This is a genomic window from Streptomyces himalayensis subsp. himalayensis (genome assembly GCF_013778455.1).
Lineage (GTDB): Bacteria > Actinomycetota > Actinomycetes > Streptomycetales > Streptomycetaceae > Streptomyces > Streptomyces himalayensis.
Genome location: NZ_JACEHE010000019.1, coordinates 15,623 through 38,830, shown reverse-complemented (window position 1 = coordinate 38,830; position 23,208 = coordinate 15,623). Strand labels below are relative to the sequence as shown.

Annotated in this window: 19 protein-coding genes and 1 tRNA gene; 17 read left to right on the top strand and 3 right to left on the bottom strand. The window is 71.4% G+C overall.

Annotated features, from left to right (window positions below; all coding sequences use genetic code 11):
• Positions 1-308: 308 nt before the first annotated feature.
• Complete coding sequence (gene murA, locus H1D24_RS27515; RefSeq protein WP_181660405.1) at positions 309-1,646, bottom strand: UDP-N-acetylglucosamine 1-carboxyvinyltransferase; 1,338 nt, start codon at positions 1,644-1,646, stop codon at positions 309-311.
• A gap of 308 nt (positions 1,647-1,954) precedes the next feature.
• On the opposite strand from murA, the gene H1D24_RS27510 reads away from it, so the two are divergent.
• From H1D24_RS27510 to H1D24_RS27455, 12 genes are all read left to right on the top strand, one after another.
• On the top strand, positions 1,955-2,527 hold the full coding sequence (locus H1D24_RS27510) for a YqgE/AlgH family protein (RefSeq protein WP_181660493.1): 573 nt from the start codon (positions 1,955-1,957) through the stop codon (positions 2,525-2,527).
• A 30-nt stretch (positions 2,528-2,557) separates the two neighbouring features.
• A complete protein-coding gene (locus H1D24_RS27505) occupies positions 2,558-2,854 on the top strand; it encodes a DUF3039 domain-containing protein (protein WP_181660404.1) in 297 nt (98 codons plus the stop codon).
• A 347-nt stretch (positions 2,855-3,201) separates the two neighbouring features.
• Complete coding sequence (locus tag H1D24_RS27500) at positions 3,202-4,512, top strand: extracellular solute-binding protein (RefSeq protein WP_181660403.1); 1,311 nt, start codon at positions 3,202-3,204, stop codon at positions 4,510-4,512.
• 4 nt (positions 4,513-4,516) lie between these two features.
• Positions 4,517-5,479, top strand: coding sequence for a carbohydrate ABC transporter permease (locus tag H1D24_RS27495; protein ID WP_181660402.1), 963 nt, complete (start codon positions 4,517-4,519; stop codon positions 5,477-5,479).
• A 2-nt stretch (positions 5,480-5,481) separates the two neighbouring features.
• Entirely contained in the window at positions 5,482-6,330 is an 849-nt protein-coding gene (locus tag H1D24_RS27490; protein WP_181660401.1) for a carbohydrate ABC transporter permease, read from the top strand.
• A 44-nt stretch (positions 6,331-6,374) separates the two neighbouring features.
• A complete protein-coding gene (locus tag H1D24_RS27485) occupies positions 6,375-8,015 on the top strand; it encodes a beta-N-acetylhexosaminidase (protein ID WP_181660400.1) in 1,641 nt (546 codons plus the stop codon).
• 276 nt (positions 8,016-8,291) lie between these two features.
• Positions 8,292-9,185, top strand: coding sequence for an FAD binding domain-containing protein (locus H1D24_RS27480; RefSeq protein WP_181660399.1), 894 nt, complete (start codon positions 8,292-8,294; stop codon positions 9,183-9,185).
• Positions 9,182-11,392: a (2Fe-2S)-binding protein gene (locus H1D24_RS27475; RefSeq protein ID WP_309484459.1), complete on the top strand. Its 2,211-nt coding sequence runs from the start codon at positions 9,182-9,184 to the stop codon at positions 11,390-11,392. Before H1D24_RS27480 ends, H1D24_RS27475 begins: the two co-directional genes overlap by 4 nt.
• Complete coding sequence (locus H1D24_RS27470; protein WP_181660398.1) at positions 11,389-13,713, top strand: xanthine dehydrogenase family protein molybdopterin-binding subunit; 2,325 nt, start codon at positions 11,389-11,391, stop codon at positions 13,711-13,713. Before H1D24_RS27475 ends, H1D24_RS27470 begins: the two co-directional genes overlap by 4 nt.
• Before the next feature lie 85 nt (positions 13,714-13,798).
• A complete protein-coding gene (locus H1D24_RS27465; RefSeq protein WP_309484458.1) occupies positions 13,799-13,930 on the top strand; it encodes a hypothetical protein in 132 nt (43 codons plus the stop codon).
• Between the two features lie 115 nt (positions 13,931-14,045).
• On the top strand, positions 14,046-14,726 hold the full coding sequence (locus tag H1D24_RS27460) for an SUKH-4 family immunity protein (RefSeq protein ID WP_181660397.1): 681 nt from the start codon (positions 14,046-14,048) through the stop codon (positions 14,724-14,726).
• Between the two features lie 278 nt (positions 14,727-15,004).
• On the top strand, positions 15,005-15,754 hold the full coding sequence (locus H1D24_RS27455; RefSeq protein WP_181660396.1) for a carbonic anhydrase: 750 nt from the start codon (positions 15,005-15,007) through the stop codon (positions 15,752-15,754).
• A gap of 141 nt (positions 15,755-15,895) precedes the next feature.
• Here the strand turns inward: H1D24_RS27455 and H1D24_RS27450 are convergent.
• Positions 15,896-15,967, bottom strand: a tRNA-Cys gene (locus H1D24_RS27450).
• A 266-nt stretch (positions 15,968-16,233) separates the two neighbouring features.
• Here H1D24_RS27450 and H1D24_RS27445 point away from each other — a divergent pair.
• The 5 genes from H1D24_RS27445 to H1D24_RS27425 all read left to right on the top strand — a co-directional run bounded on the left by H1D24_RS27445 (position 16,234) and on the right by H1D24_RS27425 (position 21,370).
• A complete protein-coding gene (locus H1D24_RS27445) occupies positions 16,234-17,799 on the top strand; it encodes an MFS transporter (protein WP_181660395.1) in 1,566 nt (521 codons plus the stop codon).
• A 40-nt stretch (positions 17,800-17,839) separates the two neighbouring features.
• Positions 17,840-18,040, top strand: coding sequence for a ribbon-helix-helix protein, CopG family (locus tag H1D24_RS27440; protein ID WP_181660394.1), 201 nt, complete (start codon positions 17,840-17,842; stop codon positions 18,038-18,040).
• The gene (locus H1D24_RS27435; protein WP_181660393.1) at positions 18,037-18,417 is read left to right on the top strand and encodes a type II toxin-antitoxin system death-on-curing family toxin; all 381 of its coding nucleotides are present in this window, start codon (positions 18,037-18,039) and stop codon (positions 18,415-18,417) included. The genes H1D24_RS27440 and H1D24_RS27435 overlap by 4 nt, the downstream gene beginning before the upstream one ends.
• 142 nt (positions 18,418-18,559) lie before the next feature.
• Complete coding sequence (locus tag H1D24_RS27430; protein WP_181660392.1) at positions 18,560-20,359, top strand: DEAD/DEAH box helicase; 1,800 nt, start codon at positions 18,560-18,562, stop codon at positions 20,357-20,359.
• 369 nt (positions 20,360-20,728) lie between these two features.
• The gene (locus H1D24_RS27425; protein ID WP_181660391.1) at positions 20,729-21,370 is read left to right on the top strand and encodes an IclR family transcriptional regulator; all 642 of its coding nucleotides are present in this window, start codon (positions 20,729-20,731) and stop codon (positions 21,368-21,370) included.
• 156 nt (positions 21,371-21,526) lie between these two features.
• Here H1D24_RS27425 and H1D24_RS27420 read toward each other — a convergent pair whose 3' ends face one another.
• Positions 21,527-23,185: a PucR family transcriptional regulator gene (locus tag H1D24_RS27420; RefSeq protein WP_181660390.1), complete on the bottom strand. Its 1,659-nt coding sequence runs from the start codon at positions 23,183-23,185 to the stop codon at positions 21,527-21,529.
• Positions 23,186-23,208 lie beyond the last annotated feature (23 nt).

Genomic DNA, 23,208 nt, shown 5'->3' with positions numbered 1-23,208 from the left:
GCGCTCCTGCGGGGTGCGGGCGGTTGCGGCTGCCGCGCGCCGCACAAGCCGGGTGGCCCGCCGCGCGGGGCGCCGCTGTGCCCACCCTCCCCGAAGCTCTCGGCTTCCCCCTCCAGCTAACGCTGGGAGGTGCCCCCAGAGCAGGGGGACCCCCATCGCCCTGGGGGTACCTCCCAGGCCCATGAGTCACTGGGGGAGGCACGACTGCCCACAGCGGCGCGGGGCGCCGACCCGTGCCGCCCACAGCGGCGCGGGGCGCCGACCCACAGCGGCGCGGGGCGCCGACCCACAGCGGCGCGGCGCCGGTTCTAGAGCGTGCTGCCCGGCAGCTCCACCTTCGCGCCCAGTTCCACCAGCTTCTCCATGAAGTTCTCGTAGCCGCGGTTGATCAGGCCGATGCCGTGGACGCGGGACGTGCCCTGGGCCGCCAGGGCGGCGATCAGGTACGAGAAGCCGCCGCGCAGGTCGGGGATGACCAGGTCGGCGCCCTGCAGCTTCGTGGGGCCCGAAACGACCGCGGAGTGAAGGAAGTTGCGCTGGCCGAACCGGCAGTCGGAGCCGCCGAGGCACTCGCGGTAGAGCTGGATGTGCGCGCCCATCTGGTTCAGCGCGGACGTGAAGCCGAGGCGGGACTCGTACACCGTCTCGTGGATGATCGACAGGCCGGTGGCCTGCGTGAGCGCGACGACCAGCGGCTGCTGCCAGTCGGTCTGGAAGCCGGGGTGCACGTCCGTCTCCAGCGCGATGGCGTTCAGCGTGCCGCCCGGGTGCCAGAAGCGGATGCCCTCGTCGTCGATCTCGAAGGCGCCGCCCACCTTCCGGTAGGTGTTCAGGAACGTCATCATCGAGCGCTGCTGGGCGCCGTGGACGTAGATGTTGCCCTCGGTCGCGAGCGCGGCGGACGCCCAGGAGGCGGCCTCCAGGCGGTCGGGGAGCGCGCGGTGCGTGTAGCCGCCGAGCTTGTCGACGCCGGTGATACGGATCGTCCGGTCGGTGTCCATCGCGATGATCGCGCCCATTTTCTGCAGGACGCAGATCAGGTCCTCGATCTCCGGCTCCACCGCGGCGTTGGACAGCTCGGTGACGCCCTCGGCGAGGACGGCGGTCAGCAGCACCTGCTCGGTCGCGCCCACGGACGGGTACGGCAGCCGGATCTTGGTGCCGCGCAGCCGCTGCGGCGCCTCCAGGTACTGCCCGTCCGCACGCTTCTCGATCCGGGCGCCGAACTGCCGCAGCACCTCGAAGTGGAAGTCGATCGGCCGGCCGCCGATGTCGCAGCCGCCCAGGCCCGGGATGAACGCATGCCCGAGGCGGTGCAGCAGCGGACCGCAGAACAGGATCGGGATGCGCGAGGAGCCCGCGTGCGCGTCGATGTCCGCGACGTTCGCGCTCTCGACGTGCGACGGGTCCATCACCAGTTCGCCCGGTTCCTCGCCGGGGCGGACGGTCACACCGTGCAGCTGCAGCAGACCGCGTACGACACGGACGTCGCGGATGTCGGGGACATTGCGCAGCCGGCTCGGAGCGCTGCCGAGCAGTGCGGCGACCATGGCCTTCGGCACGAGGTTCTTCGCGCCGCGGACGCGGATCTCGCCCTCCAGCGGGGTTCCGCCGTGAACAAGCAGGACATCGTCAGTGACCGTCATGAATCTCGCGTTCCGAGTGAAGGGGGCAGGGCCGAGGAGCAAGCGTAATGGCCGCCTACCCCCCTTCCGTAAGCCCAAGGGGGCCACAGAGAGGTCATGAGTTCGCCACAACACGAAACGTGCCCGATCGTGGACACCTGGTCACCGCCTCACACGTGTGCTCTCACGCTCCTTCGGTCTGCCCGTCCGTCTCCCGCCGCCGCCCTCGATGGGGCCCCACCAGGGCACACCTTCCCTTCGTTGCCGTATTCACTCGGGTAAGGGCATTGGGTGTCCCCATGCGGGGAAGATGCGGGATCATGTCTGCCATGACCGAGGTGTCCTCGCTCACAGGGCGGCTGCTCGTGGCCACCCCCGCCCTGGCGGACCCGAACTTCGACCGCGCGGTGGTGCTCCTCCTCGACCACGACGAGGAGGGCTCGCTCGGCGTCGTCCTCAACCGGCCGACCCCGGTGGACGTCGGCGACATCCTCGAGGGCTGGGGCGATCTCGCGGGGGAGCCGGGCGTCGTGTTCCAGGGCGGGCCGGTCTCGCTCGACTCGGCGCTCGGCATCGCGGTGATCCCCGGCGGCGCGACGGGGGATCGGGCGCCGCTGGGCTGGCGCAGGGTGCACGGTGCGATCGGACTGGTGGACCTGGAGGCACCGCCGGAGCTGCTCGCGTCCGTGCTCGGCTCGCTCCGTATCTTCGCGGGCTATGCAGGATGGGGCCCCGGTCAGCTGGAGGCCGAACTGGCGGAGGGCGCGTGGTACGTGGTCGAGTCGGAGCCCGGCGACGTGTCGTCCCCGGCGCCGGAGCGGCTCTGGCGCGAGGTGCTGCGGCGCCAGCGCAGCGAGCTCGCCATGGTGGCCACCTATCCGGACGACCCGTCGCTCAACTGATCCCGGCGCGCTTCAGTACCCTGGGGGCTTATGAGCACTCTTGAGCCCGAGCGCGAGCGCGGAACAGGTACGGGGACCCTCGTAGAGCCGACGCCACAGACGTCGCACGGTGACGGCGACCACGAGCGCTTCGCCCATTACGTCCAGAAGGACAAGATCATGGCGAGCGCCCTCGACGGCACGCCCGTCGTCGCGCTCTGCGGCAAGGTGTGGGTGCCAGGGCGTGACCCGAAGAAGTACCCCGTGTGCCCCATGTGCAAGGAGATCTACGAATCCATGGGCGCCGGCGGCGGGGACAAGGACAAGGGCAAGGGCGGCGACAAGTAACGTCCCTGTAGTCCGCGTGACGCGCGAGCCGTCTCCACTGCGGTACGGCGCGTCGACCGAGCATGGCCGTGGCTCCCCGGTGCGGGGCGCCACGGCTTTGTCGTACACGGGGGTGTAGCCGACGCCCGACCCCCCGCCGCTGTGCCGGTCCGGCCGCAGGCCCCGGATGCGCGACTCTCCGCGCCTCCGGGGCCTCTGTGCTGCCCGCGCGTTGCACGGAGTGCTTCCGGTGGTCACAGAGTGGTTGAGACCACTTGTGGTCATGTTCATGGACTCTCTAGCCTCCGTTGTGTTGTACATAGCGAAACCGCTATTGCATATGCTGCAACACCTTCGGAGGATGTCCGATGAAGCTCCCTGCCTCTGCCCGAATGACCGCCTCCGTGGCGGCACTTGTCCTCGCCGGGCTCACCGCCACCGCGTGCGCCCCGGGGACCTCCGACGCCAGCTCGACCAAGGACGAGAAGAGCGGCACGCTGCGCGTCTGGCTCTTCCAGGAAGTCAACAACGCGCCGAAGCAGAAGGTCGTCGACGCCGCCGTCGACGCTTTCGAAAAGGCCCACGAGGGCACGAAGGTCACCGTCGAGTACATCCCCGTCGAGACCCGCGCGCAGAAGATGAAGGCCGCCTTCAACGACCCGAAGAGCGCCCCCGATGTCGTCGAGTACGGCAACACGGACACCGCCGGCTACGTCCACGACGGCGGACTCGCCGATATCACCAAGGAGTTCGGCGCCTGGGCCGAGGCGAAGGACACCGACCCGACCGCCAAGCAGTCCGTGACGGTCGACGGCAAGGTCTATGGAGCGCCGTTCTTCGTCGGCGTCCGGGCCCTCTACTACCGGACCGACGTCTTCAAGGAGATGGGGCTCGAAGTCCCGAAGACCCAGGAGGAGTTGGCGGCCACCGCCAAGAAGATCCACAAGGCGAAGCCGGACCTGTACGGGATGGCGGTGGGCGGCACGTCCACGTACGCCGCGATGCCCTTCGTATGGGCCAATGGCGGTGAGCTGGCCGTGGAGAAGGGCGGCACCTATGAGGCCGCCATCGACAGCGCCGAGGCCCAGAAGGGCATCAAGGCCTACGCCTCGCTCTTCGGCGACGACAACTGTCCTGCTGCCAAGTGTGCGGCCATGACCGGTAACGACGTCGTGACCGCTTTCGCCTCCGGGAAGGCCGCCATGGCCATCGGCGGCGACTTCAACCACGAGGCGGTCGAGGCCGGCAAGGTCAAGGGCAAGTACGCGGTCGTGCCGCTGCCGGGCGTCAGGGCGGGTGAGACCGCGCCGGCCTTCGCGGGCGGCAACAACCTCGGTGTCCTGAAGAGCACGTCGCATCGCACGCTCGCGGTCGATCTGATGGAGCAGCTGGCGAGCAAGGAGACCCAGGAGAAGCTCTTCGACGCGATGGGCTTCCTGCCGACCTACACCGACGTGCGCGACGCCGTTGCACAGAAGGAACCTTTCGTCGCGCCCTTCATCAAGACGCTCGGCGCAGGTACCAAGTTCGTCCCCGCCTCGCCCGCCTGGGCGGGGATCGACGCGTCCCTGGTGCTGCCGAACATGTTCCAGGAGGTCATCACCGGCCGTAAGGACGTCGCGACGGCCTCGGGCGACGCGGCGAAGAAGATGGACGACGCGTTCGCGTCCGTGGGCTGAGCCGATGACGCAGAACGCCACTGCCGAGCCGGCCGTCGTGGTCTCCGTGACCACGGCGGTCGGTCCGGCCGCACCCCGCAAGTCCGCCCGCCGGGGCGGCCGCTGGACCCCCTGGCTCTATCTCGCCCCTGCCCTCGTCGTCCTCGCCGCACTGCTTGTCTACCCCGTCTACCAGCTCGGCCTGATCTCCTTCCTGGAGTACACGCAGGCCCAGGTCAGCGGCGGTGAGCCGACGACCTTCCAGGGCTTCGGCAACTACGCGACGCTGTTCGCGGACGACCAGTTCTGGCAGGTGCTCCTCGCCACGGTGCTGTTCGCCGCCGCCTGCGTCGTCTCGACGCTGGCCGTCGGCTGCGCCCTCGCCGTGCTGCTCACGCGGGTACGGGCCGTGCCGCGGCTCGCCCTGATGCTGGCCGCGCTGGGCGCCTGGGCGACTCCTGCGATCACCGGTTCGACGGTGTGGATGTTCCTCTTCGACCCGGACTTCGGCCCGGTCAACAAGGTGTTCGGGCTCGGCGACTTCTCGTGGACGTACGGCCGCTACAGCGCCTTCGCCCTCGTCCTGCTCGAAGTGGTGTGGTGCTCCTTCCCGTTCGTGATGGTGACTGTCTACGCCGGCATCAAGGCCGTACCGGAGGAGGTCCTCGAGGCTGCCGCGCTGGACGGCGCATCGCAGTGGCGCATCTGGCGCTCCGTGCTCGCGCCCATGCTGCGGCCGATCCTCACGGTCGTCACCATTCAGTCGGTCATCTGGGACTTCAAGGTCTTCACGCAGATCTACGTGATGACGAACGGCGGCGGAATCGCCGGCCAGAACCTGGTCCTGAACGTGTACGCGTACCAGAAGGCGTTCGCGTCGTCGCAGTACAGCCTCGGCTCGGCGATCGGCGTCGTGATGCTGCTGATCCTGCTGGCGATCACGCTGGTCTATCTGCGGCTGCTGCGGCGTCAGGGGGAGGAACTGTGAGCATGACCGGTTTCGTACGGGGCGCGGTGCGGCGGCCCTGGCGGCTTGCGGCCGAGGCGTCGGCGCTGCTCATCGCCGTGGTCGTGGCCTTTCCGCTGTACTGGATGGTGCTCAGCGCCTTCAAACCGGCTGGTGAGATCGAGTCGACCCGGCCCCGGCCGTGGACGCTGGACCCGTCCCTGGATTCCTTCCGGCGCGTCTTCGGGCAGCAGGAATTCGGCCGGTACTTCCTCAACAGCGTGGTCGTCGCGGTGACCGTGGTCATCGTCTCCGCGCTGATCGCCTTTCTCGCGGCCACGGCGGTCACGCGATTCCGCTTCCGTTTCCGCACCACACTGCTGATCATGTTTCTGATCGCCCAGATGGTGCCCGTCGAGGCGCTGACGATCCCTCTGTTCTTCCTCATGCGGGACTTCGGGCAGCTCAACACGCTGGGCTCGCTGATCCTGCCGCACATCGCCTTCTCGCTGCCGTTCGCGATCTGGATGCTGCGCGGTTTTGTGAAGGCCGTTCCGGAAGCGCTCGAGGAAGCCGCGTACATCGACGGAGCGAGCCGCACCCGGTTCCTCTGGCAGATCCTTTTCCCGCTTGTCTTCCCCGGGCTCGTCGCGACCAGCGTCTTCTCGTTCATCTCGACCTGGAACGACTTCCTCTTCGCCAAGTCCTTCATCATCAGCGACACTTCGCAGTCGACGCTGCCCATGGCCCTGCTCGTCTTCTTCAAGCCCGACGAGAACGACTGGGGCGGGATCATGGCGGCGTCCACGGTGATGACCATTCCGGTACTCGTCTTCTTCGTACTCGTACAGCGGCGGCTCGTGTCGGGCCTCGGCGGAGCGGTGAAGGACTGATGACATCCCACAGGAGTATCCGCATGGATTCAGGAGCATCCGCAATGGATCTGATTCCCGCGCCCAGCCATGTGTCCGGCCACGGCGACGACTTCTTCGTGCTCGGCCCCGAAACCCGGCTGGCTGCGGGCGAGGGGACGGAACTCACCGAGCGGTGGCTGCGCTCCACGCTCGGGGCCGCCACCGGATTTCCGCTGGCACCGGGCTCGGTCGACAACGCCATCTGGCTTTCCGTCGACCCGGCGGTCACCGAGGAACTGGGCGAGGAGGGCTACCGCCTGACGATCCTGCGCGAAACCGTGGACCTGGTGGGCGGCGGTCCCGCCGGGCTCTTCTGGGGTGCCCAGACGCTCAGGCAGCTGCTCGGACCCGACGCGTACCGCCGTGCCCCGCTTCCCGGACGCGAGTGGCGGCTGCCGGTGACCCGCATCGAGGACAGCCCGCGCTTCGCCTGGCGCGGTCTCATGCTCGATGTCGCGCGGCACTTCATGCCCAAGGACGGCGTCCTGCGCTATCTCGACCTGCTCGCCGCGCACAAGCTGAACGTCTTCCACTTCCACCTCACCGACGACCAGGGCTGGCGCATCGAGATCAAGCGTCACCCGAGGCTGACCGAGATCGGATCGTGGCGCGCGCGCACGAAGATCGGTCACCGCGCCTCACCGCTGTGGGAGGAGAAGCCGCACGGCGGCTACTACACGCAGGACGACATCCGGGAGATCGTCGCGTACGCCGCCGAGCGGCATATCACCGTCGTCCCCGAAATCGACATCCCGGGCCACTCGCAGGCCGCCATCGCCGCGTATCCAGAACTCGGCAACTCCGACGTCATCGACACCGCCTCCCTCTCCGTCTGGGACACCTGGGGCATCTCCGCCAACGTACTGGCCCCCACTGACACCACCCTCCGCTTCTACGAGGGGGTCTTCGAGGAGGTCCTGGACCTCTTCCCGTCGACGTTCGTCCACGTCGGCGGCGACGAGTGCCTCAAGGGCCAGTGGAAGCGGTCGCCGGTCGCGCAGGCCCGCATCAAGGAGCTGGGGCTCGCCGACGAGGAGGACCTGCAGTCGTGGTTCATCCGGCACTTCGACAACTGGCTCGCCGCGCGCGGGAGGCGCCTCATCGGCTGGGACGAGATTCTGGAGGGCGGCCTGGCGCCGGGAGCGGCGGTGTCGTCGTGGCGCGGCTACCAGGGCGGCATCACGGCCGCGCGCGCGGGCCACGACGTCGTCATGTGCCCCGAGCAGCAGGTCTACCTGGACCACCGCCAGCACGGCGGCGACGACGAACCGATGCCCATCGGATACGTACGCACCCTGGAGGACGTCTACCGCTTCGACCCCGTACCGCCGCAGCTCGGACCCGACGAGGCACGGCACGTCCTCGGCGCCCAGGCCAACGTCTGGACCGAGGTGATGGAGAACCACGCGCGCGTGGACTACCAGACCTTCCCGCGCCTGGCCGCCTTCGCCGAGGCCGTGTGGTCCCGCCTGCCCGCCCCGGCCGAGCGTGACTTCGCGGACTTCGAGCGGCGGATGACCGACCACTACCGGCGACTTGACGCCCTCGGCGTCGGCTACCGCCCGGCCACCGGCCCCCTCCCGTGGCAGCGGCGCCCGGTCCCCGAGGGAATGGCCCCGGGCAGTCTCGGACGCCCGATCGAGGGGGCGCCCCCGAACGTGTGAGGTGGCCTGGGCGGCGTGACGTCAGGCGGCCGCGGCTGGGATCGCGGGTCCTCGGTGAGAAAGCCGCACAAGAAGCGTCGAAAAGTGGCAATTCGAGCCGACCGGCGAGGTCGTACGAAACCGGGACCATCGCCCTGCGCGTGCAGGAATGCCTCCTAGCGGACCCCCGCGTCGGGCCTGCGGAAAGATGTGCCAGAGTTGCCACGTCCGGCCTGTGAGCACGTACCGTACGGCAACACAGGTGGACCAGGTGGACAGCGGGAAGGGGCAGCCGGTTTGACCACGCACGCACCGCAGGCGGCGCAGTCCGTGACGCTGCCGGGCTCGCTGGACGAAGCCGTGGCGGCCCTGACCGCCATGCCCGCCGCGGTGCCCGTGGCGGGCGGCACCGACCTCATGGCCGCGGTCAACTCCGGTCTTCTGCGGCCCGCCGCGCTCGTCGGACTCGGCCGGATCAGCGAGATCCGCGGCTGGCAGTACCAGGACGGACACGCGCTGCTCGGCGCGGGCCTCACGCACGCGCGCATGGGCCGCCCCGACTTCGCGGCCCTCATCCCCGCCCTTGCCGCCGCCGCCCGCGCCGCGGGCCCGCCCCAGATCCGCAACGCCGGCACGCTCGGCGGCAACATCGCGACCGCAGCCCCGACCGGCGACGCGCTGCCCGTACTCGCCGCCCTGGAAGCCACGCTGATCATCGCGGGCCCGGACGGCGCCCGCCGCGAGCTGCCCGTCTCGCATCTGCTCGCCGGGATGGAGATGCTGCGCGCGGGCGAACTCATCGGGTACGTGCGCGTGCCGCTGCTGCACGCCCCGCAGGTCTTCCTGAAGGCGACCGGACGGACCGGACCCGGGCGCGCGACCGCGTCCGTGGCCCTGGTCCTCGACCCGGCCAGGCGCGGCGTACGGTGCGCCGTGGGTGCCGTCGCGCCGATGCCGCTGCGGCCGCTCGAGGCCGAGCAGTGGGTCGCCTCGCTCATCGACTGGGACGGCGAGCGGGCGGTCGTGCCCGAGGCGTTGACCGCGTTCGGCGAGTACGTCGCCGCGGCGTGCATCCCCGATCCGGGACCGGCCGAGGACGGCTCACCGCAGCAGCTGCCGCCCGCCGTACTGCACCTGCGGCGTACCGTTGCCGTGCTGGCCCGACGAGCACTGGGGAGGGCGCTGTCGTGACCGACCACCACGACGACCACGGAAACGGCGGCCCGACAGGCACGCCGGGTGCCTGGGAGCCGCTTCCCCAGGGCGAGTACGACTCGGACGCCACGGCGTTCGTGACGCTCCCCGAAGGGGGCATCGATGGTTACACCGGCACCCCTCTCGCGGCGCCCGGACACGGCTATGTGCCGCCGCCGATAACGGTCGCTCCGGCCGCGGGCGGGGCGACCGATCCGGCGGCCACGGGCACATGGGTCATGCCGGGCGCGCTGCACGGCGGTGCCGGGCACGCGCAGACGGGCGTCGGCACCGGGCATGTGCAGACGGTGCAGTGGCCGGACCCGGACGCCGGGGCCGGTGTGGGCACGGGTGCCGGCGCGGCTGCGGACCACGCGCCGCAGACGGCGCGGGACCCGTACGGCGGACAGGACCCGTACGGCGGACAGGACCCGTACGGCGGACAGGACCCGTACGGCGGACAGGAACTGAACCCCGTACAGGAGCCGTTCTCGTACGACCAGGGCAGGACCGGGCAGTGGTCCTTCGGCGGTCCGGAGGAGACGCACAAGAGCTCGTCCGATGTGACCGGACAGTGGTCGATTCCTGTCGCCGAAGGCGATCTTCCGGAGGAATCGGGCGAGTTCACCACCTCTGCGCTCGCTTCTCAGTGGGGCGCCACGCCCCCTTCGACCCTGCCGGGCGGTGCGTCCGCGCCATGGGCGACGGGGGCCGGCGCGGGGCAGTCGTGGAGTGACCGGCCGGAGGCCGAGGCCCGGCCCGAGCAGGGACACGGGCACGGGAACGGACACGGGAACGGGCACGGGTTTGGGCCGGAGGCCGGGCAGCACACCCAGGCGGGCCTGCACATGGGGCACTCCGTCGAGGGGCACTCCGCCGAGCCCGAACAGGGCTTCCGAGGCGGCGACTTCGGTGACGCCGGTGCCGGTCACCCGGAGCCAGGGATGCCCGCCGCGGCGGCGGAGCCGACCGGCGACGAGCCACCGGTCGTCTCCCAGGAGGAGACCCCTCAGGCATCAGCATCGGCAGACTCCTCGTCCCGGGAACCCTTCGCCTCAGAGGCAGCTCTTTCGCAGCATGCTCCTGCGGCCGAGCACACGTCTTCGGTTGAGCACACGGCGTCGGCCGAGCACACGGCGTCGGCCGAGCACACGGCGTCGGCCGAGAACGCGATGTCGGCCGAGAACGCGATGTCGGCCGAGCACGCTCTCTCGGCCGAGGACGCGGCCTCCGCCCGGCCCGCCGCCTCTGCCGAGCGCACCACGTTCGACGGGCACGCCGACGGCCAGCCGGGCGGCGACTCCGTGACTCCCGGCGACTCCGTGGCTCGTGGCGACTCCGTGACTCCCGGCGACTCGCCGGAGTCCGCGGACGCCCCGCCGGAGCACGAGCCCGCCGCCGAACCCTTGGAGGCGGACACCACCGAGGACGCCCAGCAGTCCGGCCCTGCCTCCCACGACGACGCTGCCGACGGCCCCGCCTTCCACGACGAGCACCCCCTCGCCTCCTACGTCCTGCGTGTGAACGGGACGGACCGCCCGGTCGCCGACGCCTGGATCGGTGAGTCGCTGCTCTACGTGCTGCGCGAGCGCCTCGGTCTCGCCGGTGCAAAGGACGGCTGCGCACAGGGCGAGTGCGGTGCCTGCAACGTCAAGCTGGACGGCCGGCTCGTCGCCTCCTGCCTGGTGCCCGCGGCCACCGCCGCCGGAAGCGAGGTGCGCACCGTGGAGGGTCTGGCCGCCGACGGGCAGCCCTCCGACGTCCAGCGGGCGCTGGCCCGCTGCGGCGCCGTGCAGTGCGGGTTCTGCGTACCGGGCATGGCGATGACCATCCACGACCTGCTCGAAGGCAACCACGCACCGTCCGAGCGCGAGACCCGGCAGGCGCTCTGCGGCAACCTGTGCCGCTGCTCCGGCTACCGGGGTGTCCTGGACGCCGTGCGCGAGGTCGTCGCCGAGCGCGAGGCGTCCGCCAAGGCCGCGGAGACGGAGGCGGAGGCCAAGGCAGAAGCGGACGCGGCAGCAGACGCGGAAGCCGCGGCCGGCTCCGCGGAGGTGCGTATCCCGCATCAGGCGGGCCCCGGCGCCGGCGGCGTCAACCCGGCGGCTCACGAGGCGCAGGGGCCGTACGGCGACCAGGCGCAAGGCCGGTACGAAGACCAGGTGCAAGGGGCGCCCGACGACCAGGACGGAGGCACGTCATGAGCAACGACGCCGCAGCCGCCACCGCGACCACCCCCACGTCCACGACCGCGAAGCCCGCCGCGAGCCCCGAGGCGTCGCCGCACGGCCTCGGTGCCTCGCTCGCCTCCACGCACGCCCCCGCCAAGACGGAGGGCACCTTCCCGTACGCGGCGGACCTGTGGGCCGAGGGCCTGCTCTGGGCCGGCATCCTGCGCTCTCCGCACCCCCACGCCCGTATCGTCTCGATCGACACCACCCACGCGCGCGAGATGCCCGGTGTCCGCGCCGTCGTCACGCATGAGGACGTGCCGGGCGCCGCAGTGCACGGCCGTGGCAGCGCGGACCGTCCCGTCTTCGCCTCCGAGGTCGTACGGCACCACGGCGAGCCCATCGCCGCAGTCGCCGCCGACCACCCGGACACGGCCCGGATGGCTGCGGCCGCCGTCATCGTCGAGTACGAAGTACTCGACCCGGTGACCGACCCGGAGAAGGCCTTCGAGGCCGAACCCCTGCACCCCGACGGCAACCTGATCCGGCACATCCCGCTGCGCCACGGCGACCCGGAGGCGACGGGCGAGATCGTCGTCGACGGCCTGTACCGCATCGGCCGCCAGGACCCGGCGCCCATCGGCGCGGAGGCCGGACTCGCCGTGCCCCGCCCGGACGGCGGCGTCGAGCTGTACGTGGCGTCCACCGACCCGCACGCCGACCGCGACACGGCGGCCGCGGTCTACGGCCTGGAACCGGACCGCGTGAAGGTCGTCGTCACCGGCGTGCCCGGCGCGACCGCCGACCGCGAGGACCCCGGCTTTCAACTCCCGCTGGGCCTGCTTGCGTTGAAGACCGGCTGCCCGGTGAAGCTCACCGCCACGCGCGAGGAGTCCTTCCTCGGCCACGCCCATCGCCACCCCACTCTGCTGCGCTACCGCCACCACGCGGACGCCGAGGGCCGCCTCGTCAAGGTCGAGGCGCAGATCCTCCTGGACGCGGGCGCGTACGCGGACACCTCGTCGCAGGCGCTCGCCGCCGCGGTCTCCTTCGCCTGCGGGCCGTACGCCGTCCCGAACGCGTTCATCGAGGGCTGGGCCGTCCGTACGAACAACCCGCCGTCCGGCCATGTGCGCGGCGAGGGCGCGATGCAGGTGTGCGCCGCCTACGAGGCGCAGATGGACAAGCTCGCCAAGAAGCTCGGCATCGACCCTGCGGAGCTGAGGCTGCGCAACGTCATGGGCACCGGCGATGTCCTGCCCACCGGCCAGACGGTCACCTGCCCGGCGCCCGTGGCCGAACTCCTCACCGCCGTACGGGACTCTCCGCTGCCGCCGCTCCCCAAGGACAGCCCCGAGGACGACTGGGTCCTGCCGGGCGGCCCGGAGGGCGCGGGCGAACCGGGCGCGGTACGCCGCGGGGTGGGCTACGGCGTGGGCATGATGCACATGCTGGGAGCCGAGGGCGCCGACGAGGTCTCCACGGCCACCGTGCGGGTCCAGGACGGGGTTGCGACGGTCCTGTGCGCCGCCGTCGAGACCGGCCAGGGCTTCTCGACGCTCGCCCGGCAGATCGTCCAGGAGACGCTCGGCATCGACGAGGTGCACGTGGCGTCCGTCGACACCGACCAGCCGCCGGCCGGGCCCGGCTGCCGCGGCCGCCACACCTGGGTGTCGGGCGGCGCCGTGGAGCGCGCCGCCAAGATGGTCCGTACGCAGCTGCTGCAGCCCCTCGCGCACAAGTTCGGGATGTCGGCGGAGCTCCTCCAGATCACCGACGGCAAGATCACCTCGTACGACGGTGTGCTCTCCACGACCGTCACCGAGGCCATGGACGGCAAGGAGCTGTGGGCCACCGCCCAGTGCCGCCCGCATCCGACCGAGCCGCTCGACGACACGGGCCAGGGCGACGCGTTCGTCGGCCTCGCGTTCTGCGCGATCCGCGCGGTGGTGGACGTGGACATCGAACTGGGCTCGGTACGTGTCGTCGAACTCGCCGTCGCTCAGGACGTGGGCCGCGTCCTCAACCCGGCCCAGCTGAGGACCCGGATCGAGGCGGGCGTCACCCAGGGCGTGGGCGCGGCGCTCACGGAGAACCTGCGCACCCCGCGCGGCCTGGTCCGCCACCCGGACCTCACGGGCTATGCGCTGCCGACGGCGCTCGACGCGCCGGACATCCGCATCGTGAAGCTGGTCGAGGAGCGCGACGTGGTGGCGCCCTTCGGCGCCAAGTCGGTCAGCGCGGTACCGGTGGTGACGTCCCCGGCGGCCGTCGCCTCCGCGGTCCGCGCGGCGACGGGCCGCCCGGTGAACCGGCTTCCGATCCGGCCGCAGGCGGCTGTGGTGACTTCTTGATGCCGAAAGGCGTCACGCCGGGGGTCGTCCTTATCACGGGCATCATGGCGGCCGGTAAGTCGACGGTCGCTACGGCGCGTGGACCGTGGCCGACCTGGACCGGGGCCTGCGGGCCGAGACCCCGCCCATCGGGCTGTGGCTGGACACCTCCGACCTGACGGTGTCGGAGACGGTGGACGCGATCCTGTCGGGACTGGACGAGGCCCGGGTCGCGTGACGTCGCAGGGCCGTTGTCAGTGGCGGCCCGTAGGGTCTTGAGCAGTGGGGATCGGCCGTGCGGTGGCGCCGTGGCCGCGGCCCGGGATTCGTTTGCACGGGGGCATGGGGGAGTCATGAGCAAGACCGTTACGACCGACGTGAGCAGAGGGAGCAGAGGGGCCGGGGGAGAGCTGCGTCAGCTCCGCGGCGTCTTCGGGGCAGGCGAGGGCGACGGGATTCCACTGCTGTGGAAGATCGGGCCGCTCGTCCGCCCGCCGGTCAGGATCGGGGGTCCGGGCGCGGACCTCGCGCTGGACCTGCCGGCGCGGCTGCTGGACGAGGAGTTCGGTCATGGCGCGGTGATGCGCTTCGAGGACTTCGACTTTCCGCGGGCCCTCACGCATGAGCCGACCCGCCGCTTCCTGAGGGACGTCGGACTGCCCGAGGACGGGTTCGTGCTCCAGCTGGACACGGACGTACCGTTGCCGACGCTCGCCGAGTACTACGCGGACGACGGGCTCGGCGCCCCCGTACGCCCCAGGGCCTGGCGTCACACTCCCGCCTGCCCCGCGGAGGATGCCCTGCCGGAGCGGGCGTCGGAGCTGATCCGTCTCGGGGGCCTCATCGACGACGCGGACCTCGTCGTGGACGGAGCGACCGGTGAGATCCTCATATGGAGCGCCCCGGAGGCCACTCTTCGCGCGGTCGACGCCGACATATCCACGCTCGCCTTCGCCCTGTGGCTGATACACCGCGAGAGGGCCGCCGACGTGGCTCCTGCCCAGCGGTTCCCTGCGGACGTGGCTCCTGCCTAGCGGGTTCCCTGCGGACGTGGCTCCTGCCTAGCGGTTCCCTGCAGACGTGGCTCCTGCCTAGCGGGTTCCCTGCGGAGGCCGAAGGCTCCGGGATCCGCCCGATGCCGGCGGCCCCCGGGCGTCGCGGCGACCAGCTCATGACAGCACCCGAGCTCCGGCCAAGGATTTCCCTCGAAGCCGCCAACGCTGGTTCAACACTTGACCATGGTCCACCAACACTCGTCCATCATTCAGCAACGTGAACAAACGGGCGCCGAGTCGGACGTACGTTCCTCTTCGTGAACTCTGACCAAGTACCTCACAGAGCCGTCCGCGCGACGCCCCGCGCCCGGCGCTCCCTCCTCCGCGCCGCGCTCACCGGGACCGCGGTCCTCGGCGGCGGCCTCGCCGTCGGCGCCTTCCCCGCGGCCGCCGCGCCCCGCACCGCCGCTCCGCGCAAGCGGCCCACCACTGCCGAGGAGGCCCTGCGGGAGCTGGCGGCGGGCAACCGCCGCTGGCGCGCCTTCTGCGAGCAGCATCCCGACGAGACGCCCGCCGTCCGGCAGTCGCTGACGACCGGTCAGCACCCCTTCGCCCTCGTGCTCGGCTGCATCGACTCCCGGGTGCCTCCAGAGCTGGTCTTCGACCAGGGCCTCGGCGACCTGATGACCGTACGCAGCGCGGGCCAGGTCCTCGACGAGGCCGTGCTCGGCAGCCTCGCGTACGGCGTGCTCGAACTGGGGATCCCGCTGCTCATGGTGCTCGGACACCAGTCGTGCGGGGCTGTGAAGGCCACGGTCCAGGCGGACGAGTCGGGCGAGGAACTGCCCGCCCACATCCAGTACCTGGCCGACCGGATCAGTCCGGCCATCGACCGCGGCAAGGAGGGCGACGCGCGCATCGACGCGACGATCGACGCCAACATACGGCTCATCCGGTCGCAGCTCTCCGCGGAGCCCGACCTCGCCGCCAAGGTGGACTCGGGCGCGCTGGCCATCGTCGGCGCCCGCTATGAGCTGACCACCCAGCGGGTGCACCGCATCAGCTGAACCTCGTGCACGCCGGATGGCGACGAGAGCCGCCGGGACGCTCGTACCGGCCGACTGAGACGGGAACTGAGACGGACGAACAAAGGGGCGGCACCCCCCGAGAGGGTGCCGCCCCTTTGTTCTGCCTGTTCAATGCGGTAGAAGCCGTGATCGGAATCGAACCGACGTAACTCGCTTTGCAGGCGAGCCCCTAATCCACTCGGGCACACGGCCTTGCCGAACTTCCAGAAACTGGAACTTCAGGTCTCGGGTCCGACGTCTCGAACTCGATGTCTCGACGGTAGGCGGCGGGTTCCGAGGGGCTCAAGAGATGCGCGCGGGCTGCAATGGAGCTGCCATACGCCGTTCATGGAGGGACACATTGGCGCCCGGAGGGCTCGGTGGACGAGGCCGCGCGGGAGGTCGTAGGACCAACGGACCAGCCGGTCACGGCCTCCCGACAGGGGCCATCGGGAGCCATGGCCCTTACTGTTGCGAGCATGACCGCCCGGGAACCGCGCGACACCGATGTCGCCGACGCTGCCATAGCCGCTGCCGAGGTCGACCCTGCCGTTGGTGACAGCGGGGGTGGCCGGAAAGAGGGAGACGGCGAGGGCGGGGGCCGCGGAACCCGCAGCAGCGGCCGCGGTGGTGCGGGCCAGCGTGAGGGTGTCCTCGGCCGCCCCTACCGCGCCCTCAGCATCGGCATCGTCTCGGTCGTCCTGCTGATCGCCTTCGAGGCGACCGCGGTCGGCACCGCGATGCCCGTGGCCGCAGGTGACCTGGACGGCGTCTCGCTCTACGCGTTCGCGTTCTCGGGGTACTTCACGACGAGCCTGTTCGGGATGGTGCTGGCCGGCCAGTGGGCGGACCGGCGCGGGCCGCTGGCGCCGCTGGCGGCCGGTATAGCGGGTTTCGCCGCCGGGTTGCTGCTGTCCGGCACGGCCGGTGCGATGTGGCTGTTCATCCTCGGCAGGGCGGTGCAGGGGCTCGGCGGCGGGCTGGTGATCGTCGCGCTGTATGTGGTCGTGAGCCGTGCCTATCCGGAGCGGCTGCGGCCGGCGATCATGGCGGCGGTCGCGGCGAGCTGGGTGATCCCGTCCGTGGTCGGCCCGCTGGCGGCGGGGGCGGTGACCGAGCACCTCGGCTGGCGGTGGGTGTTCATCGGTATCCCCGTACTCGTCGTGTTGCCGCTGGCCCTCGCCCTGCCGCAGATACGGCTCAGGGCCTCCGGACCCGCCGACGGTGCGGTCCCGGCGCCCTTCGACGGACGGCGCATACGGCTGGCACTCGGTATCTCCCTCGGCGCGGGCCTGCTCCAGTACGCGGCCCAGGACCTGAGGTGGCTCTCGCTCGCCCCTGCCGTGGCAGGCACGGCACTGCTGGTCCCGGCCGTCCTCGGCCTCCTGCCGCGTGGCACCTGCCGGGCGGCGCGCGGCCTGCCGTCCGTGGTGCTGCTGCGCGGTATCGCGGCCGGGTCCTTCATCGCGGCGGAGTCCTTCGTACCGCTGATGCTGGTGACCCAGCGCGGCCTGTCGCCGACGATGGCCGGAATGTCCCTCGCGGCGGGCGGCGGTACGTGGGCGCTGGGCAGCTGGGTCCAGGCCCGGCCGCGCGTGGAGCCCTACCGGGAGCGGCTGACGGTGTTCGGCATGGTGCTGGTCGCGGCCGGGATCGCGGTGGCCCCGAGCGTGCTGATACCCGCGGTGCCGGCCTGGACCGTCGCCGTCGCCTGGGCCTTCGGCTGCTTCGGCATGGGGCTGGTGATCTCCTCCACCAGCGTGCTCCTGCTGACGCTGTCGCCGCCGGAGGAGGCGGGCGCGAACTCGGCCGCGCTGCAGATCTCGGACGGCCTGTCCAATGTCCTCCTGCTCGCGGCGGGCGGCGCGGCCTTCGCCGCGCTGGGCGGCGGCGCGGTGGGCGCCGCGGCGTCGCTCGCGCATGGGGCAGCGGCAGCGGCGCAGGGATCGCATCCCGCGGCGTTCGCGGCGGTGTTCCTGCCGATGGCGGTGGTGGCGCTGGCGGGGGCGTGGGTGGCGACTCGGCTGAACACCACACGCACTTGAGTGGTACCACTCTGACCCCACGACGTGGTACCGTTTTGGTATGGCTATGAACCTGCGTCTCCGCGACGACCAAACGGAAGCACTGAAGCTCCGCGCCGAGGAGGAGGGAACCAGCATGCACGCCATACTGCTGAGGGCTGTGGACGACTACCTGGCCAGGACGGCTCACCAGGCACTGGTCCGCAAGGCCGCCCAGGAGCAGACCGCCAAGTGGGCTGAGCTCCTGGAGCGGCTCAAGTGACGTACGTCTACCTGTCAGCCGAGGACGTCCTGGCCATCGCCGAGCATGCGGTCGATGACCAGGACGTCGTCGTACGTGATGCAGGGCTGCTGGAGTCTGCCGTGCACCGCCCCTCGGCCTCCATGTTCGGGCAGGAGGCGTACAGCGACCTGTTCGACAAGGCGGCAGCGCTCCTGCAGTCGTTGGCGATCAACCACCCTTTCGTCGACGGGAACAAGCGCACGGCGTGGGTGTCCTGTGTCGTCTTCCTGGCGATGAACGAGGTGCAGTTGCGTCCGGACATCGACGCCGCCGAGCGCCTGGTCATCGCGGTGGCCACGGGCAGCCTGGACGAGGTCAAGGCCATCTCCGAGGTGCTGCGGGGCCTGGCCGAGTAGGCACTGTGAGGTGAATCCCATCGGCGGGCGACGCGGTGTCGTCTGCGCGTTGGCACAACCGGGTCGCCGATAGGGTGGCCCGGTTGTCATACGTAGCCGAACCCCAACAGAGCCGAGCCGCCCGACCCCCGAACCGGAGACCGTGACTACCACCGCCGCCACCAGCTCCTCCTCCCACCACCTCTCTCCCGCCTTCCCCGGCCGTGCTCCCTGGGGCACGGCCAACAAGCTGCGCGCCTGGCAGCAGGGTGCGATGGAGAAGTACATCCAGGAGCAGCCGCGCGACTTCCTCGCCGTTGCCACGCCCGGCGCAGGCAAGACGACGTTCGCGCTCACCCTGGCGTCATGGCTGCTGCACCACCATGTCGTTCAGCAGGTCACGGTGGTCGCGCCGACCGAGCATCTGAAGAAGCAGTGGGCCGAGGCGGCCGCCCGGATCGGGATCAGGCTCGACCCGGAGTACAGCGCGGGCCCGCTCGGCCGTGAGTACCACGGTGTCGCGGTCACGTACGCGGGCGTCGGCGTGCGCCCCATGCTGCACCGCAACCGCGTCGAGCAGCGCAAGACCCTCGTCATCCTCGACGAGATCCACCACGCGGGCGACTCCAAATCCTGGGGCGAGGCGTGCCTCGAGGCCTTCGAGCCGGCGACCCGGCGCCTCGCGCTCACCGGTACGCCGTTCCGGTCCGACACCAACCCGATCCCCTTCGTGGCGTACGAGGAGGGGAACGACGGCATCCGGCGGTCGGCCGCCGACTACACGTATGGATACGGGAGTGCCCTCGGCGACGGCGTCGTCCGGCCCGTCATCTTCCTCTCCTACAGCGGCAACATGCGCTGGCGCACCAAGGCCGGTGACGAGATCGCCGCGCGGCTCGGCGAGCCGATGACCAAGGACGCGGTCTCCCAGGCCTGGCGGACGGCCCTCGACCCCCGCGGTGAGTGGATGCCCAGCGTGCTGCGCGCCGCCGACCAGCGCCTCACCGAGGTCCGCAAGGGCATACCGGACGCGGGCGGGCTCGTCATCGCATCCGACCAGGACTCGGCCCGCGCGTACGCCAAGCTGATCCGCGAGATCACCGGCACCAAGGCCACGCTGGTCCTCTCCGACGACGCGGGCGCCTCAGACCGGATCGACGAGTTCAGCAACAACCAGGACCGCTGGATGGTCGCCGTCCGCATGGTGTCGGAGGGCGTCGACGTGCCGCGGCTGGCGGTCGGGGTCTACGCCACGACCATCTCCACACCGCTCTTCTTCGCCCAGGCCGTCGGACGCTTCGTGCGGTCCCGCCGCCGCGGCGAGACCGCGTCCGTCTTCCTGCCCACCATCCCGGACCTCCTCGGCTTCGCCAACGAGATGGAGGTCGAGCGCGACCACGTCCTCGACAAGCCGAAGAAGGAGGGCGAGGAGGACCCGTACGCCGAGTCCGAGAAGGAGATGGACGAGGCGAACAAGCAGCAGGACGAGGACACGGGGGAGCAGGACATGCTCCCGTTCGAGGCGCTCGAGTCCGACGCCGTGTTCGACCGCGTGCTGTACGACGGTGCCGAGTTCGGTATGCAGGCCCACCCCGGGAGTGAGGAGGAGCAGGACTACCTCGGGATTCCGGGGCTCCTCGAGCCCGACCAGGTCCAGCTGCTGCTCCAGAAGCGGCAGTCGCGGCAGATCGCGCACAGCCGCAAGAAGCCCGCCGAAGAGGCCGACCTCATCGAACTGCCCGCCGAGCGACGGCCCGTGGTCACGCACAAGGAACTGCTGGAGCTGCGCAAGCAGCTCAACACGATGGTCGGGGCGTATGTCCATCAGAGCGGCAAGCCGCACGGGGTGATCCACACGGAGCTGCGCCGGGTGTGCGGGGGGCCGCCCAGTGCGGAGGCCACGGCGGGGCAGCTGCGGCAGCGGATCGCGAAGGTTCAGGAGTGGGCTACGCGTATGCGGTGACGCTGCCGCTGGGCTCCGCAGTAGTGCAGTAGTCAGGGCACCCCGACGTTTCGAGGGCGCCCGCCGTCGTGGTGGGCCCACAACGGGCGCCGGACGCCGGCCAGTCGAACATTTCGGGCAAATCTGGCCCTGATGTGCAGTTACTGACCGGATTCTGGACGGAGTCTTCCGCTGACCGGACTGGGTCGCTACATTCCCGGCAACGCACACGCTTCGTGGCAGCGCCGCCGCGCAGCGCAGCCGGTGCCCAGCCCGGGGGGAGCTCCCGTGGCGCTTGCAGACCGGCGGCCTCTGACTGCATTGCCGAGGGACCGGTGATGCATCTGCCGCGCAGGGGCCGTCGACACTCACCACTAAGGAGTGGGCGTCGTGACCGCGGAAACCTCTCAGACGCTCGACCGGGGACTACGTGTCCTCAAACTGCTCGCCGACACCGATCACGGCCTTACCGTCACCGAGCTCTCCAGCAAGCTCGGCGTGAACCGCACGGTCGTGTACCGGCTGCTCGCCACGCTCGAACAGCATGCCCTCGTACGCCGTGACCTGGGCGGACGGGCCCGCGTCGGCCTCGGCGTGCTGGGCCTGGGGCGCCAGGTCCACCCGCTGGTGCGCGAGGCGGCGCTGCCCGCGTTGCGCTCGCTCGCCGAGGACATAGGCGCGACCGCGCATCTGACGCTGGTGGACGGAGCCGAGGCGCTCGCCGTCGCGGTCGTCGAGCCGACGTGGACCGACTACCACGTGGCGTATCGCGCCGGGATCCGGCACCCGCTGGACCGGGGCGCGGCGGGCCGGGCGATCCTCGCCGCGCGTCAGGGCGCGTTGAACGGGCCCGGATACACGCTTGCCCATGGGGAGCTGGAGGCCGGGGCGAGCGGAGCGGCTGCGCCGCTGAGCGGGGTCACCGGGATCGAGGGCAGCGTGGGGGTGGTCATGCTGTCCGACTGTGTGCCGGAGCGGGTCGGGCCGCGTGTCGTCGACGCGGCCCGGGAGGTCGCGGACGCCCTTCGGTGACGCCCGCGCCCCTGGAGCGGGGTCTGGCTTCACTGCCCGGGGGCCGTGCATCGCGCCCCCCTGTGCGGGGGCGCCCACCGAACGGACTGCCGGGCCTCGCGCAGGACGCCGTGGCCTCGCTTCCTGCTCCGACGCCACCTGATGCTCCGACGCCACCTACTGCTCCGACGCCCTGAGCCCGCCCAGCGTCCGCAACTGCAGCCACAGCACCAGCCGTTCGTCCGGGTCGTCCAGGTCGATCCCCAGGTGCTGCTGGGCCTGCCTGAGCCGGTAGCGGCAGGTGTTGGGGTGCACGGCGAGGAGCCGGGCCGCGCCCGCCGTGTCGCACCCGGCGTCGAGCCAGCAGATCAGGGTGCGCGCGTAGTCGGTGCCGTGCGCGGCGTCGTACGCGGTCACGCCTCGCCACGCGCCCGCGGCCAGCTCCCCCCGCTCGCCCATGACATCGGCCAGCCGCAGCAGGGTGACGCGGGGCCGCACCTCGTCGACGGTGGCCACGGGGAGCCCGTGGCCGAGGACCCGTAGCACCAGGTCCGCGTCGTCCCGTGACGCCGCGACCTCCGCGAGGCCCGGCACCACCTCGCCGAGCCCGGCCCGCACCGGCACCCGCAGCGCCTGCCCGGCCTGCCGCACGATGTCCTCGACGAGCCGCTTGTGCCGTCCTCCGGCCCGGCCTCCGCCTTGGCCTTCTCCGCGCTCTCCGGACCGGACCCCACCCGTTCCGTCCGGTCCGCCCGGCTTCGCTCCCCGCTCCCCGCCCGCCGGCAGCAGCGCGTACACGACACCGTCGACGAGCACGCACGCGCGCCGCCCGTAGCGCGCCTCGCACTGGAGGCGTACGAGATCCAGCAGCCGCAGCGCCGTCTGCTCGCTGTCGGGCACGGTGGCGGCACCCTCGAGGACGAACGCGGCCACGCGCACCGGGCTGTCCGGGTCCGGGCCGAGACCCAGCCGGTGGGCCGCGGTGGCGGGGTCGGCGGTGCCGTCGAGCAGGCGGCGCAGCAGCTCGCCGTGCTGGTGGCGGGCGAGTTCCTGCGCGACCCGTGCGCGCAGCAGGAGCAGGGCCGCTGTGGACGCGCCCCGGACCAGGGCCTCCTCGGCATCGGGCGCGAGCGTGCCGTCGTCGACGACCCACAGCGAGCCGAGGGTCTCGCCGCCCGCGCGCACGGCGACGGCGAGCCGGGGCAGGCTGTCGGCGTTGAGCGCGGGCAGGTGTACGGGCCCGTCGGCGGCGAAGAGGGTGCGGTACTGCCCGGTGTTCTCCGGGCTGCCCGGCACCTGCAGGCCCAGGATGCCCTGGCGGCGGTCCTCGTCGACGGTCTGCCCGGACACCGTCGAGTAGGCGAGGATGCGCTGACGCGGGTCCTCGATGGCGGTGGCGCCGCCCACGGCCGCGGCCACCGCGTCGGCGAGCGAGAAGAGATCACCGGCCGGGGCCCCGCTGCCGGCGGGCGACGGCCGGGCGCCGGCCACGGCGGCGAGCAGCAGATGGGCCTGGTGCCAGGCCATGTCATCGGCCACGGACAACAGTGCGACGCCATGGGCCTCCGCTTCCGCGACCGGGCCGTCGTCGCCGCGTACGACGACTCCCGTCATGCCCGCGTCGGCAGCCGCACCCGCCAGCGGTCCGGCCTCGGGAGCGCGCACCCCGACGGCCAGGAGCAGCGCACCCGGCGCGCGGCGGGGCAGCGGCGTGTGGGCGTCGTACAGCAGCACCTCGGTGACCGGAACGGTCAGCCCGCCCGCGGGCGCGGTCAGCAGCCGCACGGTGGACCCGCCGAGCGCGTCCAGCAGATCCCCGAGCGTGCAGACGTCCACGGCGATTGATCCCTACGGCGGTG